Consider the following 13,314-nt stretch of genomic DNA (forward strand, 5'->3'; position numbering starts at 1 on the left):
GATCAAACATTTCATCCGCAAGGTTCACAAGCGCTCAACATTTTCAAAGCCCAAAGTCATCGTCTGTGTGCCTCACGGCGCGACACCCGTTGAAAAGCGCGCCATTCGCCAGTCTGTTCTCGGTGCAGGCGCGCGCCGCTGCGGCTTGATCGCAGAGCCTATCGCTGCCGCCATCGGCGCAGGCATGCCAATCACTGACCCGACAGGCAACATGGTTGTGGATATCGGCGGCGGAACAACAGAAGTCGCGGTTCTCTCACTGGGCGATATCGTCTACGCCCGCTCTGTGCGCGTCGGCGGTGACCGTATGGACGAGGCCATCATCAGCTACCTGCGCCGCCAGCAAAACCTGCTCGTGGGCGAAAGCACAGCCGAGCGCATCAAAACAACAATCGGCACAGCGCGTATGCCAGACGATGGCCGTGGAACCTCGATCCAGGTGCGCGGTCGCGACCTTCTCACAGGCGTACCCAAAGAAACCGAAATCAGCCAAGCCCAGATCGCCGAAGCGCTCTCTGAGCCAGTCCAGCAGATTTGCGAAGCCGTCATGACAGCGCTTGAGGCAACCCCGCCCGATCTTGCAGCGGATATCGTTGATCGCGGCGTTATGCTCACAGGCGGTGGTGCGCTTTTGGGCGATCTGGATCTTGCCCTGCGCGAGCAAACAGGCCTCGCCGTCTCGATCGCAGATGAAAGCCTCAACTGCGTTGCGCTTGGTACAGGCAAAGCGCTTGAGTTTGAAAAGCAACTGGCTCACGCGATCGACTACGACAGCTGACGCGCGCCGCGCCTTGCTAGGAAAGGCTCCAATTGGCACATGAACCGCTCAGAACCGAAGACTTTTCAGGCCCGCTCAAGCGGCTGATACTGGTTGTTCTGATGTTGGTTCTGGTCGGGATCTTTATCCTCTGGCGCATTGATAGCCCTCGCGTTGAGCGCTTCCGCATCGCGGTAATCGACCGTGTTGTGCCCAATTTTGACTGGGCCTTCGCACCGGTCACAGGCGCCGCCAATCTGATCAAGGACTTTCAAAGCTACCGCAAAATTTATGAACAAAACCAGGAGCTTCGCCGTGAGCTTCAGCGCATGGAAAGCTGGAAAGAGGCCGCCCTGCAACTGGAGCAGGAAAACGCCCGCCTGCTGGACCTCAATAATGTCCGTCTTGATCCACGCCTAACCTCGATCTCGGGCAATGTGCTCGCTGACAGCGGCTCGCCCTATCGCCAATCTGTGCTGATCAATGTGGGCGCGCGCGACGGGATCCTTGATGGCTGGGCGGCAATGGACGGGATCGGGCTTGTCGGGCGCGTCTCCGGGGTCGGTGAGCGCTCCTCTCGCGTTCTTCTGCTCACGGACGCAAGTTCACGTGTCCCCGTGACAGTGCAGCCCTCTGGTCAGCGTGGCCTGATCATCGGTGACAATACGCTCGCGCCGCCCATCGACTTTGTCGAAAACCGTGACTTGATCCGCCCGGGCGACCGCGTTGTCAGCTCAGGAGACGGCGATGTCTTTCCCTCTGGCGTTCTGATCGGCCATATCGCTGTGGACACGGGCGGGCGGATGCGTGTGCGCCTTGCCGCAGACTACGAGCGCCTCGAATTCCTGCGCATTCTGCGCAATTACGGAACTGAGCGCATCTCCGATCCCGGTCGCATGGTCCTGCCCGAGGTCCTTCCAGAAACTGCTGCCACAGAGGCCGCCGCAAATGACTGAAAACACGGTCAGCCGCCTCTGGTTCATGCGCACGATGTTTATTCTGCTCAGTGTTGGCGTGATTTTCCTTCATCTGCTGCCGCTCAGCACCCTTCCCAGCACGCTCGCCGCGCCTGATATTATTCTCGCACTCGCGTTTTGCTGGGCATTGCGTCGGCCCGAGTTTGTGCCCGCCCTGCTGATCGGGCTCGTGATGCTCTTTGCTGATCTGATGATGAGCCGCCCGCCTGGTCTCTTTGCCGCAATAGCGCTCGTCGCCGTCGAAATGCTCAAGGCCCGCGCCTCTCAACTGCGAAACACGCCTTTTTCAGTCGAATGGATAACAGCCTCAATGGCCATTTCCGCAGTCATCATTGGCTATCGACTTATTTTGATGCTCTTGCTGGTTGAGTCCTTCGCGCTCTCCACAGCACTGGTCCAAATCCTGTTCACAATTTTGATCTACCCTGTTGTCATCGGCGTTTCTTGGGTATTCTTAGGTCTGAGAAAGCCGACACTGGGCGAGGTCAACGCCCTTGGCCAGCGTCTCTGACAGACGGTTCTAAGGTGAAACATGCGTAAAAGTACCAATGAAAAGCAGACAAGTCAGGCCATCGTCAGCCGCCGCACCCTTCTGGTGGGCGGCATTCAGGCGGGGCTTGTCGGCGTCTTGGGCGCGCGCATGCATTACCTTCAGGTGCAAGAATCCGACCAGTTCCGCTTTCTGGCGGAAGAAAACCGTATCAAAATAAGCTTGATTCCGCCCGCCCGTGGTCAGGTCTTTGACCGTACGGGGCGTCCACTGGCGCAAAACGTTCAGAGCTACCGTGTCACCATCACCCGCGAAGACGCAGGCGACATCGATGAAACCATCGCCCGCCTCGGACAGCTGATTCAGCTTGATCCAGAGCTTGTGGCCGAGGCTCGGGTCGAACTTAAGAAGCGCCGCGGCGATACGCAGGTTACCATTGCAGAAAAAGTCACATGGGAAGAGCTCGCCCGCGTCGCCGCCAATGCTCCCGCCCTCCCTGGAATCGAGCCACAGGTCGCACTCTCGCGCCACTATCCGCTTGGTGCGGATTTCACCCATGTGATCGGCTATGTTGGCCCTGTCTCCGACTATGATCTCTCCCGCATCGAAAATCCTGATCCGCTGCTCAATCTGCCCCGCTTCCAGATCGGCAAAACAGGCTTGGAAGCACGCGAAGAAGAAGAGCTGCGCGGCAAGGCTGGCACAATGCGCCTTGAGGTAAACGCTTCAGGCCGTGAGGTGCGCGAGCTGGGCCGCCAAGAAGGCAAACCGGGTGCCGACATCCAGCTCACCATCGACCACATGCTGCAAAACTATGTCCAAGCGCGCCTCGGCTCCGAAAGTGCCGCCGCCGTTGTGATTGATTGCGAGAGCGGCGATCTTCTGGCCATCGGGTCCTCACCCGCTTTTGATCCAAATCTCTTTGTAAATGGAATTTCCGTCAATGATTACAACGGCCTGATCGAGGATGATCACCGCCCACTTGTGTCCAAATCCGTTCAAGGGACATATCCGCCAGGCTCGACTTTCAAGATGGTCACGGCCCTCGCCGCGCTCGAAGCCGGCATTGTGAACTCAGAAGACACCTACCGCTGCAAAGGCCACCTTGAGGTTTACTCCCAGAAGTTCGGCTGTTGGAAACGCTCAGGCCACGGCAATGTCGATCTCGTGCGCTCCCTGCGCGAAAGCTGTGATGTCTATTTTTACGAACTCGCATTGGAAACAGGCATCGAGCGGATCTCCGAAATGGCCCGCCGCCTCGGTATCGGCGAGCGCCACGATATCCCTATGTCTGCTGTCGCCGAGGGCCTCGCGCCAACCAAAGAGTGGAAAAACCGCGTCAAAGGCGAGGACTGGGTGATCGGTGACAGCGTCAACGCCTCCATCGGTCAGGGTTTTGTCCTTGCGAGTCCGCTCCAGCTTGCTGTGATGACAGCCCGCCTCGCCACAGGGCGCGCTGTCACGCCACGCTTGATCAAAACCATTGATGGTGTCGAGCAACCCAGCGGTGCAGGCGCGCCCATGGGCCTCAATGAAAACCACCTGCGCCAGATCCGTAAAGGCATGTATGAGGTCGTAAACCACGGCAGCGGCACAGCCCGCAGCAGCCGTATCACCTCCCCAGACCACCAGATGGCAGGCAAAACAGGAACCTCCCAAGTGATCTCGCGCCGCGTAAAATGTGACGAAGTCCCGTGGCGGCAACGCGATCATGCGCTGTTCGTAAACTACGCGCCCTATGACAACCCCCGCATCGCTGTTTCGATCGTGGTTGAGCATGGCTGCGGGGGGTCTTCCACTGCCGTGCCCATCGCGCGAGACATCACTTTGCAGGCCCTCTACGGCGAAGATCCGCCCCTCTCTGCCTACCCCGCACGCGACCGTGGCCGCATTTCGGCCCAGCAAAAACGCCTGCGCGAAATGCGCCCGCCCCCCCAAGGCGAGGAGCCAGAGCGCGCATGAGTTATCTTGAGTATAACGTCAAATATGTCCCGACAGGGCCGCGCAAAGTTCTCTATCTGAACTGGCCACTTGCCTTGCTGCTCGTCGCGGTCGCAAGCATTGGCTTCCTCATGCTCTACTCCGTCGCAGGCGGCAACATTGAGCGCTGGGCCGAGCCTCAGATAAAGCGGTTTGGCGCAGGCTTCTTTGCCATGATCGTCGTCGCAATGGTCCCGATCTGGTTTTGGCGCAATGTTTCCGCCGTCGCCTACACGATCTCGCTGATCCTGCTCCTGGCCGTCGAACTGTTTGGTGAGGTCGGCATGGGCGCACAACGCTGGATCAACCTTGGGTTCATGCGCCTTCAGCCCTCCGAGCTCATGAAAATCACGCTGGTGATGCTGCTCGCTGCCTATTACGACTGGCTGCCACTCAAGAAAATATCACATCCGCTCTGGGTCGCCATTCCCGTCGGCCTGATCATGCTGCCCACAGCGCTCGTGCTCAACCAGCCCGATCTCGGAACCTCGATCCTGCTGCTCGCGGGGGGGGGCGCGGTTATGTTTATGGCGGGCGTGCACTGGGCCTATTTCGCCGCCGTGATCGCGGCAGGCGTCTCGCTCATCACGGCGGTCTTCCAATCACGCGGGACCGCATGGCAGCTTCTCAAGGATTACCAATACCGTCGCATCGACACCTTCCTTGATCCCGCCGCCGATCCGCTCGATGCTGGCTATCACATCACCCAATCCAAGATCGCGCTTGGCTCTGGCGGTTGGACAGGGCGCGGCTTCATGCAAGGCACGCAAAGCCGCCTCAATTTCCTCCCCGAAAAACACACCGACTTTATTTTCACAACTCTCTCCGAAGAGTTCGGCTTCGTCGGCGCGGCGGCCCTCCTCATGCTCTACGCTCTGATCATCATCTTCTGTATTATTTCTGCCGTGAACAATGCCAACCGCTACGGCGCCCTGCTCACACTCGGCGTCGCCATGACCTTCTTTTTGTTCTTCTCGGTCAATATGGCGATGGTTATGGGGCTCATCCCCGTTGTCGGCGTGCCACTTCCGCTTGTGTCTTACGGCGGCTCTGCGATGCTCGTGCTCATGGTTGCCTTCGGCCTCGTCCAAAGCGCGCATGTCCACAAACCACGTTAAACAATAAGGCGTCCAATGACACTCAACGCTCTCTTCGCCGCGCGCCCCGAGCGCTGGGACCAATATAAAGATGTGCTCCCCGAAGCGCTCAAAGCCGCAGGGCTGGATGTGCATTTTGCGCTCGATATCGCCCCCGAAGAGGTCGACTACATCGTCTACGCGCCCAATTCCGATGTGAAGGATTTCACGCCCTTCACCCGCCTCAAAGCTGTTCTTAATCTCTGGGCCGGCGTCGAAGCCATCACGAGCAACGAAACGCTCAAAGTGCCCCTCACCCGCATGGTTGATTTCGGCCTTCAGCAAGGCATGGTCGAATGGGTTGTCGGCCACACCCTGCGGCATCATCTCGGGATGGACGCCCAGATTGTGAACCCCGCCCATGAGTGGGCCCCTGCCACTCCGCCGCTCAGCCGCGACCGCGGTGTGACAGTCCTCGGTATTGGCGAGCTCGGTCTCGCTTGCGCCGAAGCGCTTGTTCAGCTTGGTTTCAATGTTGCGGGCTGGTCGCGCAGTCCCAAGACGCATGACAAAATCACCTGTTATTCAGGCGCAGACGGTCTCAAAGCGGCACTGGCGCATGGCGAGATTTGTATCCTGCTGCTGCCCTCAACACCCGCAACACAAAATATCCTCAATACCGAAAGTTTGGCCTTCATGCCCCGTGGCAGCTTCATCATCAACCCGGGCCGTGGCCCATTGATTGACGATGATGCCCTCCTCACAGCGCTGGACAGCGGCCAGATCGCCCACGCCACGCTTGATGTGTTTCGCGTCGAGCCGCTGCCGCAGGATCATCCCTATTGGGCGCATCCAAACGTGACCGTGACGCCCCACATGGCCGCCGAAACCCGCGCCGAAACATGTGCCGAAGTTGTTGCTGAAAACATCCGCCGCAATGAGGCCGGCGAGCCGCTCCTACATCTCGTCGATCGCGCAGCGGGGTACTAGCTGTCCAGGATCAAGCCCCGACAGCGCGGCGCACCATATTCCAGTAAATATCCTCAACCTCTTCAAGGCTGAGGCGCCCGCCTTGGCGGTACCATGTGTTCACACCCGTAAGCATGGCAATCACAGCCAGCGTGGTGATCTTGGCGTCTTCAAAGACAAAGATACCTGCCTCGGCTCCGCGCCGCAAAATGCCCTCAAGCTCGTTTTCATACTGACGCCGCAAGCCTTCGATCTGGGCAAAATTTTCAGGCGCAAGTGCGCGCAGCTCCATATAGGCGATAAAAACCTCGTCAGGCCGCTCAATGTGAAATCCGATATGAAAGCGCACAAATTCCGCCAGCGCCTCCAGTGGTTCTTTTGCGGGTGAGTTCACGTCTGCACGCGCTTCAAGCAGATCGTCCATATGCTCGCGCATCAACTCTGCCAAAAGGCTCTGTTTGTCCGCCGTGTAGTTGTACAGCGCACCCGCCTGTAGCCCGACCTCGCTCGCAATCTGGCGCATCGACACTGCGGCATAACCGTGACGTGCAAACAGCACCCGCGCTGCCGCGCGAATGCGCGGACCAGTGATGTCAGAATGTGAGCCTTGAGTACGCGCCATAGGCCATGTTTAACTGAACAATCGTTCAAATCAAACCCTTTGCTTGCGCTTTTGCCCCCTCTAAGGCATCACCTGTATCAAAAGCCCCTCGGAGCCCCCCATGCGCGCGTCTCTTGCCTTTGTTCTTGTCCTGTCTCTCACGGCCTGCGCCGAGTTTCCCGAGCTTGATGCAGCGCTGACCAGTGAGATGAAAGCGGCCGGTTACCCCGCCCTCGCGCCCACCTCCGAGCTCGAAGCACTCCAAACTCCGCCACAGGCGACAGCGACAACAGCCGCATCCGTCAATGCCCGCGTCGCGGCCCTGCGCGCCCGCGCCGCCCGCCTCTCGGGCAGTATCGTCAGCGGATCCGACAGGGCACGTATGCGGGCGGGTGTAATTCTGCCTGCGCAAGAGGGCTGATAACCCACATTGCAAGCCCGCGCGTTAGCGGCTAAATCGCTAAGCAACACAGCAAACTCAGGCAAAAGGCAGCATTCCCATGACAAAACCCCTCCGTTTGGGCATCGCAGGCCTTGGAACCGTCGGCGCAGGCGTCGTCAAGATCGTGCGTCAGAAATCAGAGCTCCTCGCCGCACGCGCAGGCCGCCCGATCGAGATCGTTGCAGTCTCCGCCCGCTCGCGCGACAAAGACCGTGGTGTAAACCTGTCAGATTACGCATGGGAAGATGATCCTGTCGCTCTCGCCAAACGCGATGATGTTGATGTTTTCGTTGAGTTGATGGGCGGTTCAGAAGGCTCCGCCAAAGACGCCACTGAAGCCGCACTCGCTCTTGGCAAAGACGTTGTCACCGCCAACAAAGCCCTGCTCGCCCATCACGGCCAAGCCCTCGCGCTCGCCGCCGAAGACAAAGGCGCCGTGATCCGCTTTGAGGCCGCCGTCGCTGGCGGTATTCCTGTTATCAAAACACTTCTGGAAGGCCTTGCAGGCAATGAGATGACCCGCGTCATGGGCGTCATGAACGGCACCTGCAACTATATCCTGACGCGGATGCAGGCCACAGGCCAAGGCTACAACGCCCTCTTTGAAGAAGCGAGCGCACTTGGCTATCTTGAGGCCGACCCAAACCTTGACGTCGGCGGGATCGATGCGGGCCACAAGCTCGCGATCCTCTCCTCCATCGCCTTTGGCACGCAGGTCAACTTTGACGGTGTGCAGCTTCAGGGCATCGGCGAGATCACTCTGGAAGATATCAACCAAGCAGCAGACATGGGCTACCGCATCAAGCTCCTCGGGGTGGCGCGTATGACAGCTCGTGGCCTTGAGCAACGCATGACACCCTGCCTTGTTCCCGATACATCGCCTCTCGGCCAGCTCGAAGGCGGCACAAACATGGTCGTCCTTGAGGGCGATCAGGTCGAACAAGTCGTTCTGCGTGGCCCTGGAGCGGGCGAAGGCCCCACAGCCAGCGCCGTCATGGGCGATGTTATGGATATTGCGCGCGGCATTCGCCCTGCAATTTTCGGCCGCCCCGCGCGCGAGCTTGTCGCCGCAACAGTCGCTACCTCGTCAGCTCCCGCACCCTACTACCTGCGGTTCTCACTGCTCGATAAGCCTGGTGCGCTCGCCAAAGTCGCAACAGCTCTTGGCAACGCGGGCGTCTCAATTGACCGGATGCGCCAATACGGCCATGCTGATACATCCGCACCCGTGCTGATCGTCACGCATAAGTCAGCTCACGCTGATCTTCAGGCCGCGCTCGCCGCGATGGACGCGCTTGATGTGATCGTGGGCAAGCCTGTCGCCCTGCGCATCGAAGACGTCTGATTGCGCCCACAACCGCTTTGGGCCACACTGGGCACAAGCGGCAACAAGCAGGCAGAGCATGGCATTTTTAGGCGTTGAGACTTCCCTGACAGGGCGCAAATGGCTCGGGCCAACAGTCGGGCTTGAGCGCGCCGCTGAGCTGATTGTACAAGACACCGACCTACCCCGCGCACTGGCGCAAGTCCTTGCGCGTCGTGGTGTGAGCGCACAGGAGGCCGCAGGCTTCCTCGCGCCCCAACTGCGCGAGCTCATGCCAGATCCGCGCTCCCTCAAAGACATGGAGCGCGCCTCCGCCCGCATCGTGCGCGCCCTCGATGGACGCGAGCGCGTGGCCATTTTTGCCGATTATGATGTCGATGGCGGAACCTCTGCCGCGCTGCTCATCGACTGGTTTCGTGAACTGGGGCATGACGCAACGCTCTATGTCCCTGACCGAATTGACGAAGGCTACGGCCCCAACGCTCCCGCCATGGAAATGCTGGCAGCGGACCATTCGCTTATTATCTGTGTTGATTGTGGAACGCTCAGCCATGAGGCGCTCGCTGCCGCAACAGGCACAGATATCATCGTGCTAGATCACCACCTCGGCGGCGAAACGCTTCCCCCCGCTCTCGCTGTGGTCAACCCGAACAGGCAAGACGAAACAGGCGATCTCGCCCATCTCTGCGCCGCCGCTGTGGTTTTTCTCACACTGGTCGATGCAGGCCGTATCCTGCGCGAGCGCGGCGACAAAGGCCCAGACCTGATCTCTATGCTTGATCTTGTCGCGCTGGCCACAGTGGCCGATGTCGCGCCCCTTATCGGCGTAAACCGTGCCTTTGTGGTGCAGGGCCTGAAAATCATGGCCCGCCGTGCGCGCATTGGTCTTGTCGCGCTGTCAGATGTGGGCCGCCTTGATACTGCGCCCAAAGCCTATCACCTCGGATTCGTCCTCGGACCACGGATCAACGCAGGCGGGCGCATTGGCCAAGCCGATCTTGGCGCACGGCTGCTGTCTTGCCGAGACCCTCACGAAGCCAGCGCGCTGGCCGAAAAGCTCGACATGCTCAATTCCGAGCGCCGCGCGATTGAAGAAGAAGTCCGCGCCGCCGCCCTCGCCCAAGCCGAAGAGCGCGGCTTTGACGCCCCCCTCGTCTGGGCCGCAGGTGAAGGCTGGCACGCGGGCGTTGTCGGTATCGTCGCCTCCCGCCTCAAAGAAGCCACAGGCCGTCCCGCTGTTGTGATCGGCTTTGATGGTGACGAAGGCAAAGGCTCTGGCCGCTCTGTCTCAGGCATCGATCTCGGCGCAAGCATCCAGCGCCTCGCCATGGACGGCATGATCGAAAAAGGCGGCGGACACAAAATGGCCGCTGGTCTCTCGCTCAGCCGTGAACAGCTCGAGCCCGCAATGGCCCGTCTTTCGGAGCTTCTAGACGAACAAGGCGCAGGCGCGCTCGGACCATCAGACCTCAAACTTGACGGCGCATTGATGCCCGGAGCGGCCAACCAACAGCTTGTCGAGCAGCTCGACGACGCTGGTCCTTATGGTGCGTCTGCCGCTGGTCCCCGCTTTGCCTTTCCCGATTGCGTAATCCACTTCGCCAAGCAGATCGGTACGGGCCATCTCAAAATTACGTTCTCTGACGGCACAGGCCCACGCCTTGACGCCATCGCCTTTGGCGCCTTTGATACGGCCCTCGGACCCACCCTGCAGAATCACGGCGGTGCACGGTTTCACCTCGCGGGACGGCTCGAGTTGAACACATGGCAGGGTCGTACCAGCGTGCAACTGCGCCTTGACGACGCCGCACCCGCGCACTGAAAGCCCTGTTTTAAGGGCTACAAAAAAAATTGAAAAAGAGCGCAAATTTCTGCTTGCGCAGAGAAGCCACATTCCATATTACCCGCCTCACGGCTGGTTATGCCCCGTTCGTCTATCGGTTAGGACGTCAGGTTTTCAACCTGAAAAGAGGGGTTCGACTCCCCTACGGGGTACCACAGCTTTCTAACCAGAAAGCAGTACACGGCATACCAGCGGCTTTCAGTGATAAAATAAGATCAAGCGAAGCAGTTTGCCGCCGGCAGTCTAATACGCCATCACAATCACGTTCTGCCCTTGGCAAAGCCTGCAATGATGCCCACATTCATGCCTAATCGCGACAGATGGGAAGCACAGCCATGACCTACCAAAAAACACCCGAGGCGCTCGCTGCCCTCACCGAGGAAGAGCGTTTCGTCACCCAAGGGAGCGGCACCGAGCGGCCCTTTACCGGCAAGTATAACAATCACTTCGAAGCTGGGCTTTATGTGGATATCGTTTCGGGCGAGCCGCTCTTTACCTCATCCCAGAAGTTCGAATCGGGCTGCGGCTGGCCAAGCTTTGCCAAGCCAGTCGAGCCAGCGAATATCGAAGAGCTGCGCGACATGACCCATGGCATGATCCGCACCGAAGTGCGCTCGACCCATGGCGACAGCCACCTCGGTCATGTGTTTCCGGATGGCCCCCGCGAGATGGGCGGCCTGCGCTATTGCATCAATTCCGCCAGCTTACGCTTTGTTCCTAAAGACGAAATGGAAGCAGAGGGCTATGGCGCCTATTTAACCCAAGTGGAGGGCGCATCATGATAACCGAAACCGCAACACTCGCAGGCGGCTGCTTTTGGGGCATGCAAGACCTGATCCGCAAAATGGACGGAGTTATCAGCACGCGCGTGGGCTACACAGGCGGCGATGTCGAGAACGCGACATACAAAAACCACGGCACCCACGCCGAAGGGATCGAGGTTGTGTATAACCCCGAAAAAATCAGCTATCGCAGGCTCTTGGAATTCTTCTTTCAGATTCACGATCCGACCACAGAAAACCGCCAAGGCAATGATCGTGGCATGTCTTATCGCTCTGCCATTTACTACGCTGACGAGGCCCAGAAAGCTGTCGCGCTCGACACTATTGCTGACGTAAACGCCTCTGGCCTCTGGCCAGATCGCGTCGTCACAGAACTTGAGCCCGTGGGTGCATTCTGGGAGGCAGAGCCCGAGCACCAAGACTATCTGGAAGGGATTCCAAACGGTTATACCTGTCACTTCATCCGCCCTGACTGGGTCTTGCCCAAGCGTACAGCGGCCGAATAAGCTATAAACCTCTGCGCAATAAATCTTCGCGCAGAAGTTTATAAATTCGTTGTATCTATCTGATAGAAAACAATTTTATATCGTTTCAGTAACGCATTTTTGCCTGATTGACAAGAGCGCCAGCGCCATCAAAGCTGTCCAACAGCAGCTCAAGGAGTCCTCCATGCCACATCCGCTTCTCACCCAAGACATGATCGACACCTACCAACGCGACGGGGTCATCGTCATTCGTGGCCTCTTCAAAGAGCATGTCGAGACGCTGCGCAAAGGCGTTGCGCGCAACATGGAAGAGCCGGGGCCTTTTGCCTCCGAAAACAAAAAAGAAGGCGAAACAGGGCGCTTCTTTGATGACTATTGCAACTGGCAGCGCATCGAAGAATTTGCCGAGGTGATCGAAAAATCGCCTGCTGCCGAAGTCGCAGCCGATCTGATGGGCAGCCAGAGCACGCAGGTGTTTCATGACCACATTCTCGTCAAGGAGCCCGGCACCTCGATGGCAACGCCTTGGCACACGGACGGGCCGTACTACTTCGTGGATGGCGTGCAAAATGTCAGTTTTTGGTCCCCGCTTGATCCCGTCAAGGAGGCAGCCCTGCGCTGCGTTGCAGGAAGCCACGCGTGGGAAAAGCCCGTAATGCCAATGCGTTGGGTGGCAAACGAAAGCTATTTTCCAAATAAGGACGATTACATGCCCGTTCCTGACCCTGAGGCTGAGGGAATGGATATCCGTGAGTGGGAAATGGAGCCTGGCGACGCTGTGGCCTTCAACTATGCGATCCTGCACGGCGCGCGTGGCAACACCAGCCAGACACGCCGCCGCGCCTTCTCCCTGCGCCTTCTGGGAGATGATGCTCGCTACGTCGAGCGCCCTGGCCCGACATCTCCCCCCTTTCCCGAACATGGGATGAACGAAGGCGAGCGCCTGCGCGAAGACTGGTTTCCTGTGATTTATCGCCGCTAATCTACTCGCATGAGGACCAAATTCGACGGTCCTGAAACGAAACACTGGCCTTCCCGCTCGAATTGATTCACAATTTCCTTAAAACGGAAGCAGTGAATTGACCGAGAGAGACAGGCCCATCAGCGTTCAAGGCCCCAAACAACTGCCCATCGCCCTCAAAGGCGCGCGCAAAACTGATGTTCGCAGCCAGTTTGCGGCCTTGTGCTATCGCATTCGCAAGGGCGAGCCAGAGGTCCTGTTGATCACATCCCGTGGTTCCCAACGCTGGATCATCCCCAAGGGCTGGCCGATGGCCGAAAAAACTCCCGCCCAAGCGGCTCTGCAAGAAGCATGGGAAGAGGCTGGCGTCAAAGGCACAGCTTACGACCGCTGCCTAGGCCTTTTTTCCTACAAAAAAGACATCGGTCCCAAAGAGAGCCTGCCCTGTATTGCGCTGGTTTACCCCGTACATGTCAGCGCTTTGGAAAAGAAGTACCCCGAAAAAAAGCAGCGCCGCCGCAAGTGGTTTTCCCCCAAGAAAGCCGCAGGCAAAGTCGCCGAACCAGAGCTTAAGAAAATCCTCAAGACATTTGATCCCCGCCTGCTCACAGCCTAAGCTTGCACGCG

The 13,314-nt window shown here is 58.7% G+C and carries 14 protein-coding genes and 1 tRNA gene; 14 read left to right on the forward strand and 1 reads right to left on the reverse strand.

The annotated features are described in order from the left end of the window. From P8O11_RS12510 to P8O11_RS12535, 6 genes are all read left to right on the forward strand, one after another. The coding region (locus tag P8O11_RS12510; protein WP_300294661.1) for a rod shape-determining protein at window positions 1–778 on the forward strand (778 nt) is incomplete at its 5' end. Window positions 779–810: 32 nt separating this feature from the next. Beyond that, the gene (mreC, locus tag P8O11_RS12515; protein ID WP_300294663.1) at window positions 811–1,713 is read left to right on the forward strand and encodes a rod shape-determining protein MreC; all 903 of its coding nucleotides are present in this window, start codon (window positions 811–813) and stop codon (window positions 1,711–1,713) included. After that, on the forward strand, window positions 1,706–2,245 hold the full coding sequence (locus tag P8O11_RS12520) for a rod shape-determining protein MreD (RefSeq protein ID WP_300294665.1): 540 nt from the start codon (window positions 1,706–1,708) through the stop codon (window positions 2,243–2,245). The genes mreC and P8O11_RS12520 overlap by 8 nt, the downstream gene beginning before the upstream one ends. A 21-nt stretch (window positions 2,246–2,266) precedes the next feature. Then, window positions 2,267–4,186 carry a penicillin-binding protein 2 gene (mrdA, locus tag P8O11_RS12525; protein WP_300294667.1) on the forward strand — a complete coding sequence of 640 codons (1,920 nt, stop codon included), beginning with the start codon at window positions 2,267–2,269 and terminating at the stop codon, window positions 4,184–4,186. Next, entirely contained in the window at window positions 4,183–5,322 is a 1,140-nt protein-coding gene (gene rodA, locus P8O11_RS12530; protein ID WP_300294669.1) for a rod shape-determining protein RodA, read from the forward strand. Before mrdA ends, rodA begins: the two co-directional genes overlap by 4 nt. Before the next feature lie 15 nt (window positions 5,323–5,337). Beyond that, a complete protein-coding gene (locus P8O11_RS12535) occupies window positions 5,338–6,270 on the forward strand; it encodes a glyoxylate/hydroxypyruvate reductase A (protein WP_300294671.1) in 933 nt (310 codons plus the stop codon). Window positions 6,271–6,280: 10 nt separating this feature from the next. On the opposite strand, the gene P8O11_RS12540 is transcribed toward P8O11_RS12535, so the two are convergent. After that, entirely contained in the window at window positions 6,281–6,871 is a 591-nt protein-coding gene (locus P8O11_RS12540; RefSeq protein WP_300294673.1) for a TetR/AcrR family transcriptional regulator, read from the reverse strand. Between the two features lie 100 nt (window positions 6,872–6,971). Here P8O11_RS12540 and P8O11_RS12545 point away from each other — a divergent pair, with 100 nt between their 5' ends. The 8 genes from P8O11_RS12545 (at window position 6,972) to P8O11_RS12580 (ending at window position 13,303) form a co-directional block, all read left to right on the forward strand. Further along, window positions 6,972–7,271, forward strand: coding sequence for a hypothetical protein (locus tag P8O11_RS12545; RefSeq protein WP_300294674.1), 300 nt, complete (start codon window positions 6,972–6,974; stop codon window positions 7,269–7,271). 79 nt (window positions 7,272–7,350) lie between these two features. Then, window positions 7,351–8,637 carry a homoserine dehydrogenase gene (locus tag P8O11_RS12550; RefSeq protein ID WP_300294676.1) on the forward strand — a complete coding sequence of 429 codons (1,287 nt, stop codon included), beginning with the start codon at window positions 7,351–7,353 and terminating at the stop codon, window positions 8,635–8,637. A gap of 58 nt (window positions 8,638–8,695) precedes the next feature. Next, a complete protein-coding gene (recJ, locus tag P8O11_RS12555) occupies window positions 8,696–10,438 on the forward strand; it encodes a single-stranded-DNA-specific exonuclease RecJ (RefSeq protein WP_300294678.1) in 1,743 nt (580 codons plus the stop codon). Window positions 10,439–10,539: 101 nt separating this feature from the next. After that, window positions 10,540–10,614 (forward strand) — tRNA-Glu (locus P8O11_RS12560). 180 nt (window positions 10,615–10,794) lie between these two features. Further along, window positions 10,795–11,241: a peptide-methionine (R)-S-oxide reductase MsrB gene (msrB, locus tag P8O11_RS12565; protein ID WP_300294680.1), complete on the forward strand. Its 447-nt coding sequence runs from the start codon at window positions 10,795–10,797 to the stop codon at window positions 11,239–11,241. Further along, a complete protein-coding gene (msrA, locus tag P8O11_RS12570) occupies window positions 11,238–11,747 on the forward strand; it encodes a peptide-methionine (S)-S-oxide reductase MsrA (RefSeq protein WP_300294682.1) in 510 nt (169 codons plus the stop codon). Before msrB ends, msrA begins: the two co-directional genes overlap by 4 nt. 163 nt (window positions 11,748–11,910) lie before the next feature. Then, window positions 11,911–12,708 (forward strand): phytanoyl-CoA dioxygenase family protein, encoded by a 798-nt coding sequence (locus tag P8O11_RS12575; RefSeq protein WP_300294684.1) that lies wholly within the window; start codon window positions 11,911–11,913, stop codon window positions 12,706–12,708. Window positions 12,709–12,805: 97 nt separating this feature from the next. Beyond that, on the forward strand, window positions 12,806–13,303 hold the full coding sequence (locus P8O11_RS12580) for an NUDIX hydrolase (RefSeq protein ID WP_300294686.1): 498 nt from the start codon (window positions 12,806–12,808) through the stop codon (window positions 13,301–13,303). Window positions 13,304–13,314 lie beyond the last annotated feature (11 nt).

It is taken from the genome of Lentibacter sp., assembly GCF_029254145.1.
In the GTDB taxonomy this organism is placed as follows: domain Bacteria; phylum Pseudomonadota; class Alphaproteobacteria; order Rhodobacterales; family Rhodobacteraceae; genus Lentibacter.

Excerpts from the sequence above, each read along its gene's own strand:
- P8O11_RS12520 (WP_300294665.1), top strand. The coding sequence starts at position 1,706 with ATGACTGAAAACACGGTCAGCCGCCTCTGGTTCATGCGCACGATGTTT.
- mrdA (WP_300294667.1), top strand. The coding sequence starts at position 2,267 with ATGCGTAAAAGTACCAATGAAAAGCAGACAAGTCAGGCCATCGTCAGC.
- rodA (WP_300294669.1), top strand. The coding sequence starts at position 4,183 with ATGAGTTATCTTGAGTATAACGTCAAATATGTCCCGACAGGGCCGCGC.
- P8O11_RS12535 (WP_300294671.1), top strand. The coding sequence starts at position 5,338 with ATGACACTCAACGCTCTCTTCGCCGCGCGCCCCGAGCGCTGGGACCAA.
- P8O11_RS12540 (WP_300294673.1), bottom strand. The coding sequence starts at position 6,871 with ATGGCGCGTACTCAAGGCTCACATTCTGACATCACTGGTCCGCGCATT.
- P8O11_RS12545 (WP_300294674.1), top strand. The coding sequence starts at position 6,972 with ATGCGCGCGTCTCTTGCCTTTGTTCTTGTCCTGTCTCTCACGGCCTGC.
- P8O11_RS12550 (WP_300294676.1), top strand. The coding sequence starts at position 7,351 with ATGACAAAACCCCTCCGTTTGGGCATCGCAGGCCTTGGAACCGTCGGC.
- recJ (WP_300294678.1), top strand. The coding sequence starts at position 8,696 with ATGGCATTTTTAGGCGTTGAGACTTCCCTGACAGGGCGCAAATGGCTC.
- msrB (WP_300294680.1), top strand. The coding sequence starts at position 10,795 with ATGACCTACCAAAAAACACCCGAGGCGCTCGCTGCCCTCACCGAGGAA.
- msrA (WP_300294682.1), top strand. The coding sequence starts at position 11,238 with ATGATAACCGAAACCGCAACACTCGCAGGCGGCTGCTTTTGGGGCATG.
- P8O11_RS12575 (WP_300294684.1), top strand. The coding sequence starts at position 11,911 with ATGCCACATCCGCTTCTCACCCAAGACATGATCGACACCTACCAACGC.